The sequence below is a fragment of the Hafnia psychrotolerans genome (assembly GCF_014639435.1).
GTDB classification, from domain to species: domain Bacteria; phylum Pseudomonadota; class Gammaproteobacteria; order Enterobacterales; family Enterobacteriaceae; genus Ewingella; species Ewingella psychrotolerans.
On the sequence record NZ_BMFZ01000002.1, the window covers coordinates 368,518 to 383,724 of the forward strand.

17 protein-coding genes and 2 tRNA genes are annotated in these 15,207 nt (G+C 54.3%); 9 read left to right on the plus strand and 10 right to left on the minus strand.

The features are described from left to right. Positions 1-12: 12 nt before the first annotated feature. The 5 genes from IEV89_RS04890 to IEV89_RS04910 all read right to left on the minus strand — a co-directional run bounded on the left by IEV89_RS04890 (position 13) and on the right by IEV89_RS04910 (position 6,504). Entirely contained in the window at positions 13-1,662 is a 1,650-nt protein-coding gene (locus IEV89_RS04890) for a methyl-accepting chemotaxis protein (RefSeq protein WP_188470973.1), read from the minus strand. 105 nt (positions 1,663-1,767) lie between these two features. Then, a complete protein-coding gene (locus tag IEV89_RS04895; protein WP_188470975.1) occupies positions 1,768-2,838 on the minus strand; it encodes an ABC transporter ATP-binding protein in 1,071 nt (356 codons plus the stop codon). Then, a complete protein-coding gene (locus IEV89_RS04900) occupies positions 2,831-4,600 on the minus strand; it encodes an ABC transporter permease (RefSeq protein WP_188470977.1) in 1,770 nt (589 codons plus the stop codon). The genes IEV89_RS04895 and IEV89_RS04900 overlap by 8 nt, the downstream gene beginning before the upstream one ends. Before the next feature lie 109 nt (positions 4,601-4,709). Then, the gene (locus tag IEV89_RS04905) at positions 4,710-5,798 is read right to left on the minus strand and encodes an ABC transporter substrate-binding protein (RefSeq protein WP_188470979.1); all 1,089 of its coding nucleotides are present in this window, start codon (positions 5,796-5,798) and stop codon (positions 4,710-4,712) included. A gap of 562 nt (positions 5,799-6,360) precedes the next feature. Next, on the minus strand, positions 6,361-6,504 hold the full coding sequence (locus IEV89_RS04910; protein WP_188470981.1) for a hypothetical protein: 144 nt from the start codon (positions 6,502-6,504) through the stop codon (positions 6,361-6,363). A 47-nt stretch (positions 6,505-6,551) separates the two neighbouring features. Here IEV89_RS04910 and IEV89_RS04915 point away from each other — a divergent pair, with 47 nt between their 5' ends. Beyond that, positions 6,552-6,866 (plus strand): SbtR family transcriptional regulator, encoded by a 315-nt coding sequence (locus IEV89_RS04915; RefSeq protein WP_188470983.1) that lies wholly within the window; start codon positions 6,552-6,554, stop codon positions 6,864-6,866. Positions 6,867-6,992: 126 nt separating this feature from the next. Here the strand turns inward: IEV89_RS04915 and IEV89_RS04920 are convergent, their stop codons facing one another. Beyond that, on the minus strand, positions 6,993-7,361 hold the full coding sequence (locus IEV89_RS04920) for a VOC family protein (RefSeq protein ID WP_188470985.1): 369 nt from the start codon (positions 7,359-7,361) through the stop codon (positions 6,993-6,995). Between the two features lie 54 nt (positions 7,362-7,415). Between IEV89_RS04920 and IEV89_RS04925 the strand changes: the two genes are divergently transcribed. From IEV89_RS04925 to IEV89_RS04935, 3 genes are all read left to right on the plus strand, one after another. Continuing rightward, on the plus strand, positions 7,416-7,865 hold the full coding sequence (locus IEV89_RS04925) for a MarR family winged helix-turn-helix transcriptional regulator (protein ID WP_188470987.1): 450 nt from the start codon (positions 7,416-7,418) through the stop codon (positions 7,863-7,865). A gap of 3 nt (positions 7,866-7,868) precedes the next feature. Beyond that, positions 7,869-8,315, plus strand: coding sequence for an EVE domain-containing protein (locus IEV89_RS04930; RefSeq protein WP_188470989.1), 447 nt, complete (start codon positions 7,869-7,871; stop codon positions 8,313-8,315). A gap of 680 nt (positions 8,316-8,995) precedes the next feature. Next, complete coding sequence (locus IEV89_RS04935) at positions 8,996-10,132, plus strand: FAD-dependent oxidoreductase (protein WP_188470990.1); 1,137 nt, start codon at positions 8,996-8,998, stop codon at positions 10,130-10,132. A gap of 481 nt (positions 10,133-10,613) precedes the next feature. Here the strand turns inward: IEV89_RS04935 and IEV89_RS04940 are convergent, their stop codons facing one another. Continuing rightward, a complete protein-coding gene (locus IEV89_RS04940) occupies positions 10,614-10,892 on the minus strand; it encodes a LysR substrate-binding domain-containing protein (protein ID WP_308420858.1) in 279 nt (92 codons plus the stop codon). Positions 10,893-11,016: 124 nt separating this feature from the next. On the opposite strand from IEV89_RS04940, the gene IEV89_RS04945 reads away from it, so the two are divergent. After that, entirely contained in the window at positions 11,017-11,349 is a 333-nt protein-coding gene (locus tag IEV89_RS04945) for a zinc-binding dehydrogenase (protein ID WP_373283354.1), read from the plus strand. Positions 11,350-11,444: 95 nt separating this feature from the next. Here the strand turns inward: IEV89_RS04945 and IEV89_RS04950 are convergent. Beyond that, positions 11,445-11,532, minus strand: a tRNA-Ser gene (locus IEV89_RS04950). 186 nt (positions 11,533-11,718) lie between these two features. Further along, positions 11,719-11,806 (minus strand) — tRNA-Ser (locus IEV89_RS04955). Positions 11,807-12,068: 262 nt separating this feature from the next. Here IEV89_RS04955 and yccA point away from each other — a divergent pair. After that, a complete protein-coding gene (yccA, locus tag IEV89_RS04960; RefSeq protein WP_188470997.1) occupies positions 12,069-12,731 on the plus strand; it encodes an FtsH protease modulator YccA in 663 nt (220 codons plus the stop codon). A 115-nt stretch (positions 12,732-12,846) separates the two neighbouring features. Beyond that, complete coding sequence (gene tusE / locus IEV89_RS04965) at positions 12,847-13,176, plus strand: sulfurtransferase TusE (RefSeq protein WP_188470999.1); 330 nt, start codon at positions 12,847-12,849, stop codon at positions 13,174-13,176. 19 nt (positions 13,177-13,195) lie between these two features. On the opposite strand, the gene yccX is transcribed toward tusE, so the two are convergent. Beyond that, positions 13,196-13,474 carry an acylphosphatase gene (gene yccX, locus IEV89_RS04970; RefSeq protein ID WP_188471001.1) on the minus strand — a complete coding sequence of 93 codons (279 nt, stop codon included), beginning with the start codon at positions 13,472-13,474 and terminating at the stop codon, positions 13,196-13,198. A 97-nt stretch (positions 13,475-13,571) separates the two neighbouring features. Here yccX and rlmI point away from each other — a divergent pair, with 97 nt between their 5' ends. Further along, a complete protein-coding gene (gene rlmI / locus IEV89_RS04975) occupies positions 13,572-14,765 on the plus strand; it encodes a 23S rRNA (cytosine(1962)-C(5))-methyltransferase RlmI (protein ID WP_188471003.1) in 1,194 nt (397 codons plus the stop codon). 123 nt (positions 14,766-14,888) lie between these two features. Next, complete coding sequence (gene hspQ / locus IEV89_RS04980) at positions 14,889-15,206, plus strand: heat shock protein HspQ (RefSeq protein WP_188471005.1); 318 nt, start codon at positions 14,889-14,891, stop codon at positions 15,204-15,206. Position 15,207 lies beyond the last annotated feature (1 nt).

Sequence of the window (15,207 nt, forward strand, 5' to 3'; positions counted from 1 at the left end):
CCCCGTTGAGTGTCAAGGGACAGCCGTTATTTCTCCCAAACCAAATCGGGAAACCGCATTTTCCAGCCGTTGCGACTGCGAGAGTAGCTGTTGTGACGAGCTGGCCGCCTGCTGCGCCAGTTGGCTATTTTGCTCAGTCACCTGAGTCAGCGTCACAAGACGTTCAGAGACTTCATCTATGCTCTGACGTTGATCCAGAGACGCTTCGGCGATCTCACTGACCAGCGTATGCAAGCCGCTGAAAATAGTGATGATCTCATTCAGGCTTTTACCAAGTAGCGTTACGGAGGTTGAACCGCGCCCAATTTGCGCGACAGACTCTTCAATCAGCAGATGAATGCCGCGCGTTGAGTGGCTGCTTTGTTGTGCCAGCAAGCCGATTTCCCTGGCAACGACAGCAAAACCACGCCCGTACTGCCCGGCATGTGCGGCTTCAATGGCCGCATTTAAGGCGAGAATATTGGTCTGAAATGCCACGCTGTCGATCATCGCCACAATGTTGCTCATTTCAGCCGACTGGCTGACGATCTCTTTCATGGCGGAATCCACGGTTACCATCACATTGCCACCGCTGGTCGCCACTTTTTGCGCCTGCTCTGCGCGCTGGCTAGCCTGATGGGCATGCTGTGCATTGTCTTTAACCCGCTCAGTCAGCGAGTTGATATGCTGATTGGCCGCGTTAAGTTCATCGTGCTGTTTCAGCGATTGCGAAGATAACTCTTCATTGCCCTGCGCAATTTGGTTGATGTTAACCATGATATGCGAGGAAGCGTCGCGCACCTCACTGATCAGCCTTCTCAGCCCGGCCTGCATCTCGCGCAGGCTCTGACTCAACAGATGAATTTCGCTGACTCTTGAGGTTTTACTGCCAATTTGGCCGGAGAGGTCCCCCGCAGCCAATATCCCTATCTGGGCAATCACTTGTTGCAGCGGGCGGATAACCCATCGGGTAATGCCGCGCCAGACAGCAAAAGCGATCACTGCCAGCAAGACTAACGCCCCCAAAAAAAGCATTTTGGCCTGTGATAATGTCCCCATAAGCCGATCACTGAGTGACACGGTTGTCTGTTCGTTAACATGTAGGTATTGGTAATATTTATCACTGAAATCATCCTGAAATGCCTGGATTGGTACGTTAAAAAAGGCATCTATGGTGTTGGTTTTTTGCAAACCCTCTGATTGCTCGCGCAGGCCGTCGTAAAACATTTTATAGCTGATTTGCAGTTCAGCCGCCGCTTTCTGCGCGTCACCCTTCAAGCCACCGCTGAGGACGGTAAACTGTTTGAAGAATTTATCGGAAGCCGCCAGAGAACTCTGGGATGCCTCCATCAGACTGTGCCAACTGCCGTCAGAACCGGTTTCTTTGTCCTGCATGAAATAAATACCCGCCCGGTTGAGCTTATCGCTGGCCATCAGCAATTCCATGCGAGCTTTGTCCATGACGGCTTGCTGCTGGCGCAGACTTTCGGTGGCAACCACGTTTTGACGGGCGTCTTGCAAGATATGGTTCAGGATAAGCGTGGAGAAAATCTGTAACGCCGAAAACAGCGCAATAACGCAAATCACCCCAAAAAGGATCCCTCGCGGACGAGATTTGAACATTGAGCGGAAGACTGTGCTTAAAAAGCGAAACGCTTTAAGAAGAGAAAATGTTAATTTCATGATTATTCTGCGTAATTTTAGATGTGCGCAGAATTTTACTCGCGGGGAGTGACAGTAATATTTCAGGGATTGCCGTTTGACAATCCCTGAAGAAACTCACGGTGCTCACCCTTTCGGGAAGATCCAAACATCGTCGACCGGCAGAGACAGTCGGCACATTTCCTGGCTGTGCACATCGGTGCCGTAGGCTCTCACCACGAAATCTTCAGCCACGGTACGGAACAGGTACTCCCAACGATCGCCAAGGTACATGCTGGTCAACAACGGCAGTTCTAACTGATTGCCATCAGCGTTGTCGCCCATCCGGACGCGCTCTACGCGGATAACCGCCGTGCCTTCCTGACCAGCTTGCACACCTTCACCCACCTTGCCCCACAGTGCCCAGTCCTTACCTTCGATGCGCGCTTTACCGTCGCGCACTTCTGTCACTTTGCCATGCAGACGGTTGTTGCTGCCCATAAACTCGGCAGTGAAAAGCGTTTTGGGCGAGCCATACATTTCCTGTGGCGTGCCCTGTTGTTCAATTTTGCCGTTATTAAGCAGCAGAATTCGGTCGGAAATCGCCATCGCTTCGTTCTGGTCATGAGTGACCATCAATGCCGATAGACCGAGTTTGATAATCAACTCCCGCAGGAAGACCCGCGCCTCTTCGCGCAGCTTAGCGTCAAGATTGGATAGCGGTTCGTCGAGCAAAATCACCGGTGGGTTATACACCAACGCCCGGCCTATCGCTACGCGCTGTTGCTGACCGCCAGACAACTGGTGCGGATGACGCTTGCCGAGATGCCCCAGACCGAGTTGTTCAAGCACGGCCTGCACTCGCTGATTGAGTTCCGACGACGTCACTTTACGTAGCTTCAGCGGATAGGCCACGTTCTCGAACACCGTTTTATGCGGCCAGAGAGCATAAGACTGGAAGACCAGTCCAAGATTGCGCTCCTCGGCCGGGATCTCGCTGCGTGAACTGCCGTCATACACGGTATTTTTACCGATAATAATGCGGCCCTGCGTGGGTTTTTCCAAACCGGCTACGGCTCTTAATAATGTGGTTTTTCCACTGCCGGAAGGCCCGAGCAGTGAGACCACTTCTCCCCGCTTGAGATCCATAGAGACCCCTTTCAGCACCGGATTATCGCCATAGGTTAAATGCAGGTTATCTACTGATAGCTCAATCATGTAATTTGACTCCGAAACGTAAGGCAATACCCAGACCTAACACCACCAAAAGGATGTTAATAAAGGAGAGCGCGGCGACGATATCAATTGCGCCAGCCGCCCACAGAGAGACCAGCATTGAGCCGATAGTCTCTGTTCCCGGCGATAACAGATAAACACCGGTAGAATATTCACGCTCGAAAATCAGGAACATCAGCAGCCACGAGCCAATCAGCCCGTAACGCGACAGTGGAATAGTCACGTGACGGGTGATTTGTCCGCGCGTGGCACCGGTACTGCGTGCAGCCTCTTCGAGTTCAGGACCCACCTGCAATAACGTCGAGGAGATCAGCCGCAACCCATACGCCATCCACACCACGGTGTACGCCAGCCAAACACTGAAAATGGTGCTGCGCAGTGAACGTAGCCACACCACCAGGTTGTCACGTAACCATTGTGACCAGGCCATATCCGATAACCAACCCGATTTCAGCGAGTTGTCGAGCCACATCGGCAGGAATAGGAATACCCACAAGAATGCCAACCCCGCCAACAGGCCCGGCACGGCTCGCGGTACCAATACGCTATAGTCGAGAAAACGTGTGACGCCATCCGGTTTACGGTGCATGGCTATGCCGATAAACAGATAGCAGACCACAGCCAGCGCCCCACCGATAACACCAATACTCATCGAGTTGACGATTGCTCGCAGCAGGTTTGGCTGTTCCCAGATAGTGCGGAAAGTATTGAGTGACAGCTCATCCCATATCGACACACCCACACCCCAGTTGGAGATGAAGGCACGTAAAACAACTCCCATCAAGGGCACACCAATGGTGACCGTCAGCCAGAAGGCCACCACGGCACCCGCGACCCAACGCCATTTACCCAGCGGTAATGCCCGTGCCTGCGAGGCTTTGCCTTTGACGGTGACGAAACGGTTGGCGGTGCGCATCAGGCGGCGCTGTAACATGACCAACGGGATTGTGATGCAAATCAGTACCACCGCCACCGCCGCCATCAGATGATAGGATGGCGTGCCAAGTTTGTTGGTGAGCTGATACAGATAGGTCGCCAACACCAGGTTACCTTCGGGATCACCGAGAACCAGCATCAGGCCGAACACTTCCAGTCCGAGGAAAAAGAGCAATACCGCAGCATACAAAATGGCCGGACGAACCATCGGCAGGCTGACCGCCGTCATGACTTGCAAAGGCGAAGCTCCGGCAGTCCGCGCGGCTTCTTCGACGTCAGACCCGACGCTGCGCAACGCCGATGAGATGTAAAGGTAAGCGTGCGGTACGTGGGTAAGACCGGCAATCACCACGATGCTGGACATCGCGTAGATGTTCCACGGCACAAAACCGAACAAGGACTCCGCCCACAGTGAGAAAAACCCGACCGGTCCGGCAGCAACAACGTAACCGAAGCCAAGTACCATAGGAGAAACAAAAATGGGCACCAGGATCAGCGGCTCAATGAGACGGCGACCGGGCAAGTCGGTGCGCACCATCAGGAAAGCGAGTATTCCACCGAGCGGGATCGAGATGACGACCAGCCCGAACGCCAGAATAAAGCCGCTTTTCAGCGCTTTGTAGAAATCCGGGTCGGTGAAGATAAATTCAAAAGATTCAAGGCTCCACTCTTTCGACGGGGCAAAGAACGGGGCGGAAAGAAAACTCTGTATGACAATGAACGACAGCGGAATATAGATAACCAATGCCGTGATTAATACCACTATGCTGCGCGGCAGACCCTGCCACTTTCGGCGCAATGCATTCATATTACATCCCTTCGGTTAACAACCCTGAGCCGCGTGGTCAGGCAATAGAACGGGGAGTTATCCCCCCGTATAGACGCAAAATCATTCGAGCTGCAGGATGGCAGGTCTATTATTTACCGGCAGCGGTACGCCATTGCTTGATGTAGTCCAGACGCTTTTTCTGTTGTAAGTATTCCAACAGGGTTTCATTCACCGGGATCGGTTTTAACGCGCTGCCTAACATTTTAGTCAGACCGTCGATATCATTCTTACCTTCAATATCGTTGCGGATTGACGGAATGTCGGCCTGGTTAGCGAGGATGTTCTGACCTGCCTCAGAGAGCACATAGTCCAGCCACAGTTTGGCAGCATTACTATTTTTGGCTTCTTTACTGATGAAGGAAACGCGCGATAGCACCAGCGTGTAATCCTTCGGATAGGAAATACCGAGCGACGGGTCAGTTTTGGCCCGGGCTTCAGCGTAGGAACCGAGGATATTAAAACCAATCAGGTTTTCGCCTGATGACACCCTTTCCATCATGGTGCCGGTAGAAGATTGCACCGCCAGACCGCCTTTCGCCATTTCGCTCAAGTTTTTGAAGTAATTCGGGTCGGCTTTAAAGTCCTGCACGGAGAGCATGAAACCCAGCCCCGATTTTTCGATATCGTAGGTGGTGACTTTCTTGCTGAATTTTTCCGTCTGGCTGGCAATCAGTTTCGCCAGCGCCGCATGGGAATCTGGCACGTCACCGGCGGGGATCAGTCGTTTGTTGTAGATAAAGACCACTGGCTCGTAAGTTGTGCCGTAGGCCTTCTCTTTCCACACGGCCCATTTTGGTAACTGCGGCAATTCAGGAGAGGAGTATTCAGCCGCGTAATCAGTCGCCAGTTTCAGCGCGGTATCCATCGACGAACTCCACACCACGTCACCACTGTTGCCGCCCGCAGCCTGCTCACTGATGTAGCGGTTATATAACTCAGTGCTGTTCATGTCGTTGTATTCGACTTTGATACCCGGATAGGCCGTTTCAAAGCCCTGAATCAGTGGGCCTGCGGCTTTAGTATCCGTGGTGGAGTAGACCACCACTTTTCCCTCTTTGGTGGCCGCATCAACGATTTTTTGATAGTCAGCCGGGTACCCTTGAGGTAATGCAGACATTGCAGAAGTAGAGAGCAAAACAGTGGAAGCCAGCAGAGACAGACGTATTTTTTTCGACATTATCGTTAACCTCTAGTTACATTTGGGAAACTAAAAATCAACATAACGCATAACATCTGACAGGCAATAGCGTAATTTTTTTATCTTCTTAAAGTGTGATTCGAGGCGTTTTTTGAGCAATTAACACCATAAAAACCACGGGGAAAAGCGGTTTTCAGACCACCGGCAGAGATTCCGGTGCCGGCCGATCATCGCGGCAATCTCCTTAAACGGCGAGCTCGGTTCGACAGTGGCGTGAACAATAGCGTTTGCGCGCCCTTCTCCAGCACCAGGCGGAACACGCAACCGCATTCAGCACGGCGTTTAAACGGACGTCCAATGGTACAGCAGGGGCCGGTGTCCGAGAGCACTCCGATCACAGCTGAAAGGGCTTTCCCAAAACTTGTTCCCGATTGAATTTCCCGAAACGGCCAATCGGACATGGAGAAGCGGGCATGCGGGGGACCGGCTAAACGGCCAGTGTCAGGATCACGCGCTGGTCGATCGAACGATGACAAGTCGGCGCATGGCCGACCGGCGGGTTTCGACAAGATCAGTCCAACCGCTAATGGGCCGGCTGAGGTCAGTCAGCTTTGGGCTGCGAGGTCATTCTCGTCAAAGGCTTTGCCGTATCCAAATTACTCGTTCCCCCATAATGGGTTCCGAAACCCATGATGGGGACTTCAATTCCCGATGCGCCCAGACGGCGATGTTCGGCGATCGTCATAGGGAAATCCTTGTGCCATTTTTCGACGTTTTCAGTCGGCTGAAGCCATGAACCCGGTCGCCATCGCCTTGGCCAGCATGGCAGCCTCCTCGTCGGTAAGGGTGACGGAAAGTGCCGCGATGGCGTCATCAATGTGCTTATCGGATCAGGATTTTCAGGAGACGTATCGGCAGATGGTGAGCGTGGTTGGCTTGTTTATGAGCGAACGCGAGAAGGCGGGAGAAATCCAACGGGGAGCCAATCCCGAAGATTTTCTGAAACTATTGCAGTTCCTTTGGCAAACATCCTCCGGTCCGGAAGGAAAGGCCCAGGCAGATCAGCTTCTTGCTCTTCTCTTCCGTGGCTTGAGGGCTCGGGCCTGACTTGCTGCCCAAAGATGAGTGACCGTCGGCCTTCGGGAGGTGCATCAACGGTGCTGAACGTCGGAAGCTTTGAGGAATATCCTTCTTTATCGTCAGAGCAGCCTGAAGGGCCGCATTTGGCCGAGATCAGCTTTGCAACGTGTGGAACGTGATGGCGTAACCATCGGGATCGCTGGCCACAAAGAACCTGCCGAACGGGCCATTGCTCAGCGGGCTCAGCACCTTCGCGCCGCGTTCGACGATCAGGTCGTGGAAGGTGTCCGCATCGTCGCAGGCAACCCACAACACCATGCCGGTTCCCAAGGGGCCGTTTTCAGGCAGAGGCCGCAGCGGTTCGCGCAGCGCCAGGGCAATCGGCTTGGTGGTAAAGACGACAGCGCCGGGCGGACTCCGGTCTGCTGCCGTTAAGCCGAAGACGTCCTTGTAGAACGCGGCGGAGGTTGCGAGGTCACGAACCTGCAACGCGATAAAGGATGGTCCGATCGGTATTGTCATTTTGTGCGGTCCAGCATAATATAAGGTTCCTTACATTAATATCAGGCACCTTATATGTCAATGCGTAAAATGAACCCTGCGAGTGGGGAGGGCTGGATCGGCTACAGTTTGAAAATCGCCCAACATCGTCTGCGACAACGGTTGGAGGCAGAATTGGCGGGGACTGGCGTCTTCGCGTCGCAGAATGCTGTGTTGCTTGCCATTGGCGACAATCCGCGAATCTCGAATGCTTCCCTGGCGCGAGCTGCCTTCGTGACGCCCCAGTCCATGCAGGGCATGCTTGTCACATTGGAGCGAGACGGGTTCATTGTGCGCACGCCTCATCCCGAACATGGGCGGATCATCATGACGGAGCTGACCGAAAAGGGCACAGCAGCGGCACAGGCCGGCACGATCGCGGCCGAGGCTGTCGAGCGGCAGATGCTTGCCGGCCTGACCAGCGACGAGGTCAAGCTGCTGGGCGACCTTCTGCAACGTTGCGCTGATGCGCTTGAGGGGTCTTGAGCTATGGCGTTCTGGATGGGTGTCGCATCGGCGGAACATGCTCGCGGCGGCCGCGACGGCGGCTTTGCACAACTCGGGCACGGCAAGCATATTGCGGTGAAGTCTCTCAGCAAGGGCGACTGGATCGTCTACTACTCCCCGCGCGAAGGCATGGGGGAAGGCGGGACGGTGCAGGCGTTCACGACAATCGGGCGAGTGACGTCAGATACGCCTTACCGGGCCGAGCAGGCGATGGACTTCAATCCATACCGTGTCGATGTGGACTATCTGACGGACGCCAGGGCCGCTCCGATCAAACCGCTGCTGAATCACCTCCTACTGACCCGCGATCACGCCTCCAACTGGGGCATCGTGATGCGCGGGCCAAAGCGCAAGCTTGAAGAAGAAGACATGCGGCGAATCGCGGAAGCAATGGGTGTTCTGGCGCAATTTGAAAGTATACGGGACTGACATCGCGCTGGAATTGGCCGGGAATACAAGACAGAACGACGAGGACGATCCACTCTGACTGCGTAAATTACGCTTGTTTGACGATTTCCGTCTCTGGCTGTTAAGGCACTTGGTCTTATCGTCCAACTCGGGATCGGAAACTGCCGACACGGGCCTTCCCGCGGTACGCCATGTTCGATACCCGCGTACGTGGTCCGTGTGGCCTCGCAGTGTTTGCGTATCCATAGCGCGCAATCGGCGGGAAGTGACGGCGCGCGCCAGACCGCCAGACGAAGATGAGCCCTACGTCTGCGCTATAGCCCTCTAACGCCGCACGGTGTCAGTCCCAGCACAGCCTGACACCGTTTTATCAGCGCCTTTAGGCATTCTATGACTGGCAAAGATCTGACGGACTACCGACCATTAGTTTGGAAATAGGAGGCGATAGCTGCGGTTGCTGGGTGAACTGCTTTTCCGATTGGGATGATATTTGGAGGAAGGTGCGGGGAGCAGGTGCATATCATCCTTGTTGAACCCGATGGTTTCCTGTATTTATCGAGTGTCGCGAAAAACATCGGCCTGCGCACAGCGTCCATGCTCTGCAAGCTGCTGAATACACGTCGCTCACGTACGCGCGTGATCGCCCAGCGCCTCCCAACAACCACCAGCATCGAAGGATGCGGTGACACTGGAGCGCACACATGCGAAACACCATTGCCATCATCGGCGCCGGCCTTGGCGGCCTGACGCTTGCCCTAATCCTGCATCGACACGGGATCGAAGCGACGATCTACGAAGCCGATCCGTCACCGACCACCAGGAAGCAGGGAGGCTTGCTCGACATACACCAGCATAACGGTCAGCTCGCGCTCAAGGCGGCCGGTCTGTATGACTCATTCCTGCGGCTTGTTCGGCCAGGTGAAGATGCAAAGCGCATCGTGAACAAGGATGGGATCATCCTGCTGGATGATGCCGGGGGCCGTTCGCCCCGGCCCGAGGTCGACCGGGGTGAACTTCGCGCCATGCTGATCGCCTCACTTCCAGACACCGCTATCTGCTGGGATCACAAGGTCACGCACCTGACGCAAACAGAAGAAGGCCGGCACAAGGCTTGTTTCGCCAACGGGGTACAGACGACGGTTGATCTGGTCGTTGGTGCCGACGGTGCTTGGTCGAAGGTCCGCCCGCTTATCTCCGATGCCAAGCCGGTCTATTCTGGCACCTGCTTTATCGAGATAGCGCTGGCTGCCGGCGACGCGCGCTGTGCGCAAAGCGTGGCGGCGATCGGCGTCGGCACCCTCATCGCAGCGGCGCCAGGCAGGGGCATCATCGCACATCGCAATGCGGATGGCAGCGTTGCGGGATACGTTGCGTTGAACGAGCCGGAGGAGTGGATCAGATCCATCGATTTCAGCGATGCTCGCGCCGGATTGGATTTCGTCGCACAGCAGTTTTCGGGCTGGGCTCCATATCTGACAAGTTTCATTATCGACAGCATCGCCGATCCCACGATCCGTCCGATCTATGCACTACCGGTCGGGCATGAGTGGCAGCGGAAGACCGGCCTGACCTTGGTCGGCGACGCGGCACACCTTATGTCCCCCTTCGCGGGTGAGGGCGCCAATCTCGCCATGTACGACGGCGCGGAGCTCGCTCAGGCGATCATCGACACCCCCGACGACATTGAAGCAGCCTTATCCAGGTATGAGGAGGCCTTGTTTCCGCGAAGCCGTGAAGTCGCGGACCTGTCGGCGCAGAACCTGAGGCTGTTCTTCGGTAGCACTGCCCCAGGCAGCGTGGTCGATCTGTTCAGCAGCCTTGTAGCATCTGACGCATGACAACAGCCTCACCCCACCACGTCCATGCTCAATTCGGCTTCCCGAAAACGAGCCTTCGCCGGGGCAGCAGGCGCTGGGCTCCCCGCCGTTTTGGGGAGGACGCAGGCTGGACGTCGCATTCGATATCCGCGCTGGAAGCCCAGATGCTAATCGACGGCGTTTACGTATCCATCGCGCGGAATATCGGGCCATCGCGTAGAATCGGCGGGACTGGCGGGCCACGCCCGACGAAGATGAGCACTACGTCTACGCTATAGCCCTCTAATGCCGCACGATATTAACCGGCCCTTCGCGCGAAGCGGGCGTCATCATTGCCATCAACATGCAGGCGAACAGCCACGGTCATAATGAAAATCGTTTCGTTCTACATCGTTGGTCGCGGAACAGACTGTTTCCGGTGAGAAATTTCCACCCATGAAACTGGCGAAATGACGAAGCCGCCTATGCCGCCGCCACGGCGTCACGGGCGCGCTGAGGCAACTCATCGAACCACGGGCGGTTCAACAAACACCTTCTCGGCCAGGAAGTCCACGAAGACGCGCAGTTTAGGTGAGAGCTGACGGCTGGACGGCCAGAGAACCCGAAAGGCACCTGCGTTCTGGACGTGATCGGTCAGGACAACCACCAGCCGCCCCTCCTCTATCTGTTGGCGCACGGCAAAATCCGGGAGACAAGCGATGCCGGTGCCCTGTTCGGCCATGCGGATCAGCGGTTCGATATTGTTTGCAATGGCCGACTGGGGGAAGCACGATGTCGAGATCCTTGCGACCGAGTCTCAGTGGCCAGCAGCACGGAGAAGCTGGAGCACGTGAAGGCGCTCGGCGCTTTCGGCGTGATCGATACGCGTGCCAACCCAGACTGGTCCGCTGCAGCGCTGGACCTGACTGACCGACGGGCGTGGTGTCGATCATGTGCTCGAACTGATTGGCGGCGACAATATCAGCCGGTCGGCGGTCGCCCTGACGAGCGGCGGGCGTATCGCCCAGATCGGCTTCATGAAGGGATCGGAGATCGTGCTGTCAGCGGTTCCCATGATGCTCAAAAGGGCCATCATCCAGGGTATTTCGGGCGGGCATAGACGGGTGTTCGAGGTCATGAACCGCGTCATTGATGAACACGGCATCAAGCCGGTGATCGACAAGGTCTATGCCTTTGAGGATGCACGAGCGGCGTTCGGTAAGATGGTCGTTCGGTTCAAGAGTGAAGTTGGAAGCTGATTCTTAAATCCGCCCTGTCGTGGCGCGCGTTGTTCGGCGGGGTTTGCGTAGCTATGGCGCAGGGTATCGCGCCATAGCGTAGAATCGTCGGTATTTGGCGGAGGAGGAGAGATTCGAACTCTCGAATGGTTTCCCATCGCCGGTTTTCAAGACCGGTGCCTTCAGCCGCTCGGCCACCCCTCCGTAAACAACAATATCGTCTAAACACACTCGCTGTGTTTAGACGGGGCGTAGTATACAAGACCGGATAAAAGATGCAAATATTATTTTCATTACAGCTTGTTGATTTTATGAGTCTTTACACCATCCCACCGTTCAACAGACACAAAAAAAGCCGCTAATAACTTAGCAGCTTTCTTGTGTTGTTTATGGCGGAGGAGGAGAGATTCGAACTCTCGAATGGTTTCCCATCGCCGGTTTTCAAGACCGGTGCCTTCAGCCGCTCGGCCACCCCTCCGCAACGAAGCGAACTATAAACATAGCCATTCTGCTTGTAAAGCCTGATTGCATTCATTTGCCTGAAAAACCAGCATTCGAGGGTCAATCGATGATTAAATCATCATTGCGGTCTTTTTATCGTCACTGAACGATGTCGTCGCGGCCTGTAGATGGGTAAAGAAGGGTAAAACACCTTTAATCACTCACTGTAACTATTTATGATTCCAGCCTGATTGTATTTTCACCGACTCCCCTCTTTGTCGATAAGTGAGATTTTTACTATGGATCGTATTGTTGCCTCCTCCTCATCACGCGCTGGCTCCTTATTAAGCACACACCGAGTCCTGCGTAATACTTATTTTATGCTGGCACTGACGCTGGGCGTTTCTGCTATTACGGCCACGGCCAGTACCGTTCTGCGCCTGCCGTCTCCGGGCATGCTGATCACACTGGTTGGTTTTTACGGCTTGATGTTCCTGACTTATCGCACGGCCGACCGCCCTGTAGGCATCCTCGCTACCTTCGCCCTGACCGGCTTTATGGGCTATACCTTGGGTCCGATGCTCAACTCACTGCTTTCGGCCGGTGCGGGTGACATTATTATGCTGGCCCTCGGCGGCACCGCGCTGGTGTTCTTTAGCTGTTCTGCCTATGTGCTCACCACACGCAAAGATATGTCGTTCCTGTCAGGTATGATGATGGCAGGGTTTGTGGTCTTACTGGTCGCGGTTATCGCCAACCTTTTCCTACAGATCCCTGCCCTGTCGCTGGCGATAAGCTGCCTGTTTATTCTGTTCTCGGCCGGTGCAATTTTGTGGGAGACCAGTAATATCATTCACGGTGGAGAAACCAACTACATCCGTGCGACGGTCAGCCTGTATGTCTCGCTGTATAATGTGTTTGTCAGCCTGCTGAGTATTTTAGGGCTTTCACGCAGCAATTAACTTGCAGGCGGTAATTAAAACACCGATGAAGCCTCGCAAATGCGGGGCTTCTTATTTTGTGCTGGATAGCTTTTTGTTAGACTGTACGCTGTTTTTTTTACCACTTTGAGGTTTTATGCTGGAGTTTGCAGGTCGCGAAATAGAAACCGACGCGCAGGGTTATCTGAAAAACAGTGCTGACTGGAACGAAGCCATGGCCCCCCTTTTGGCCCAACAGGAATCGATTGTCCTGACTGACGCACACTGGCAAGTGATCCGCTTTGTGCGCGAATTCTATCTTGAATTCAATACCTCGCCCGCCATCCGCATGTTGGTCAAAGCCATGGGCCAAAAATACGGTGAAGAAAAAGGCAACAGCCGTTACCTGTTCCGGCTGTTCCCTGAAGGCCCGGCCAAGCAGGCGACCAAAATTGCCGGGCTGCCCAAGCCAGTGAAATGTCTGTAAATGATACCGGCAAGCTCGGTCAGTGGCGGATTTTAAAGTCGCTGAATTCGCCAGGCGCAGTGGGTTCGCTTAATACACGATCTACGGTGGCATGTTTCGGCCCGCCCTGTTTTAGCCACGCTAGCAATTGTTCAACGTTTTCCTGCTCCCCACAGGCCACAACTTCTACACTGCCGTCATCCAGATTTCTGGCATATCCGGTCAGACCTAGCGCAGTGGCTTGGTGCTGTGTCGCAAAGCGAAACCCAACACCTTGTACCCGACCATAGACATAGGCGGCTATACTGATTTTTGCCATAATATTCTCTCCGTAGCGGTATGGTTCGTTGCAATTTAGACTGCTTGCCCGGACAATGACGCTCTTTTTTGTCTCCGAACTGACAGAACCTAATTCTATGACTGCTCGTTTATTTTTGGCCAAAGGCCGCGAAAAATCCCTCCTGCGCCGCCACCCGTGGGTGTTTTCCGGTGCAGTAACCCGTGTCGAAGGTAAAGCCCTTTCCGGTGACACTATTGATATTGTAGACAGTCAGGGCAAATGGCTGGCTCGCGGTGCCTATTCTCCCGCCTCGCAAATCCGGGTTCGCGTCTGGACATTCCGTCAGGATGAAGATATCGATATCGAATTTTTCGTCCGCCGTTTACAGCAGGCACAAAGCTGGCGTGACTGGATTGCCAAACGCGATGGTCTTGACAGTTACCGCTTAATTGCCGGTGAATCCGATGGTCTACCAGGCATCACCATCGATCGTTTTCAAAACTTCCTGGTCCTGCAGTTGCTCTCTGCTGGGGCGGAATATCAGCGTGCTCCTCTGCTCGCTGCACTGCAGAAATGTTACCCGGAATGCGCTATTTGGGACCGTTCTGACGTCGCCGTGCGTAAGAAAGAGGGGCTGGAATTAACCCAGGGTCACGTTCTGGGTGAAGAACCCCCGGCCTTGTTGCCGATTCAGGAACATGGCATGAGTTTGCTGGTCGATATCAAAGAAGGTCATAAAACGGGCTTCTACCTCGACCAACGTGACAGCCGACTGGCTGCGCGTAACTACGCCGCAGGTCGAAAAGTCCTGAACTGCTTCTCTTATACCGGTGCTTTTGCTGTTTCCGCGTTGATGGGCGGTTGTGAGAAAGTCATTAATGTTGATACTTCACAAAGTGCGCTGGATATTGCCCGCCAGAACGTCGAGCTGAATAATCTGGACCTGTCTAAAGCCGAGTTTGTGCGCGAAGACGTGTTCCAGCTTCTGCGCAAATATCGTGCAGAAGGCGAACAATTCGACATGATCGTGATGGACCCACCCAAATTTGTCGAAAACAAAAATCAGCTGGCTAGCGCCTGCCGCGGTTACAAAGATATCAATATGCTAGCATTACAGTTGTTGCGTCCGGGCGGGATTTTGTTGAGTTTCTCATGCTCCGGTCTGCTGCCAACAGATTTGTTCCAGAAGATCCTCGCCGACGCGGCGCTCGATGCCCATCGTGAGATTCAGTTTGTTGAGCAGTTCCGTCAGGCGGCTGACCACCCAGTGATTGGTTCTTATCCTGAAGGTCTCTATCTGAAAGGTTTCGCCTGTGTGGTGATGTCCTGATTTTAGCGTTCTCTGTTTTATCCAGGTGCAAATCGCGAATCCTCGGTGCTTAAGGTGGTCAAAGCTTGAAATCCGTCGTTCTGCCTCCATATAGGAGAAAGAATAAAATTTCAGGAGGTAACTATGATTGCCAGCAAATTCGGGATAGGCCAACAGGTCCGCCACAGACTTTTAGGCTACTTAGGCGTAGTGATTGATGTTGATGCAGAATACTCACTTGATAAACCGGATGCCGACGAACTGGATGCCGATGACGCAATGCGCGCCGCACCTTGGTATCACGTGGTACTTGAAGATGATAAAGGCCAGCCGGTGCACACCTATTTGGCTGAGGTTCAAATTGATCATGAAGCCGCCCGCTCGCACCCGGAACAGACTTCACTTGACGATTTAGCAGAATCTGTCCGCAACCAGTTACTGGCGCCGCGCCTGCGAAATTAGG

Excerpts from the sequence above, each read along its gene's own strand:
- IEV89_RS04890 (WP_188470973.1), bottom strand. The coding sequence starts at position 1,662 with ATGAAATTAACATTTTCTCTTCTTAAAGCGTTTCGCTTTTTAAGCACA.
- IEV89_RS04895 (WP_188470975.1), bottom strand. The coding sequence starts at position 2,838 with ATGATTGAGCTATCAGTAGATAACCTGCATTTAACCTATGGCGATAAT.
- IEV89_RS04900 (WP_188470977.1), bottom strand. The coding sequence starts at position 4,600 with ATGAATGCATTGCGCCGAAAGTGGCAGGGTCTGCCGCGCAGCATAGTG.
- IEV89_RS04905 (WP_188470979.1), bottom strand. The coding sequence starts at position 5,798 with ATGTCGAAAAAAATACGTCTGTCTCTGCTGGCTTCCACTGTTTTGCTC.
- IEV89_RS04910 (WP_188470981.1), bottom strand. The coding sequence starts at position 6,504 with ATGACGATCGCCGAACATCGCCGTCTGGGCGCATCGGGAATTGAAGTC.
- IEV89_RS04915 (WP_188470983.1), top strand. The coding sequence starts at position 6,552 with ATGAACCCGGTCGCCATCGCCTTGGCCAGCATGGCAGCCTCCTCGTCG.
- IEV89_RS04920 (WP_188470985.1), bottom strand. The coding sequence starts at position 7,361 with ATGACAATACCGATCGGACCATCCTTTATCGCGTTGCAGGTTCGTGAC.
- IEV89_RS04925 (WP_188470987.1), top strand. The coding sequence starts at position 7,416 with ATGTCAATGCGTAAAATGAACCCTGCGAGTGGGGAGGGCTGGATCGGC.
- IEV89_RS04930 (WP_188470989.1), top strand. The coding sequence starts at position 7,869 with ATGGCGTTCTGGATGGGTGTCGCATCGGCGGAACATGCTCGCGGCGGC.
- IEV89_RS04935 (WP_188470990.1), top strand. The coding sequence starts at position 8,996 with ATGCGAAACACCATTGCCATCATCGGCGCCGGCCTTGGCGGCCTGACG.
- yccA (WP_188470997.1), top strand. The coding sequence starts at position 12,069 with ATGGATCGTATTGTTGCCTCCTCCTCATCACGCGCTGGCTCCTTATTA.
- tusE (WP_188470999.1), top strand. The coding sequence starts at position 12,847 with ATGCTGGAGTTTGCAGGTCGCGAAATAGAAACCGACGCGCAGGGTTAT.
- yccX (WP_188471001.1), bottom strand. The coding sequence starts at position 13,474 with ATGGCAAAAATCAGTATAGCCGCCTATGTCTATGGTCGGGTACAAGGT.
- rlmI (WP_188471003.1), top strand. The coding sequence starts at position 13,572 with ATGACTGCTCGTTTATTTTTGGCCAAAGGCCGCGAAAAATCCCTCCTG.
- hspQ (WP_188471005.1), top strand. The coding sequence starts at position 14,889 with ATGATTGCCAGCAAATTCGGGATAGGCCAACAGGTCCGCCACAGACTT.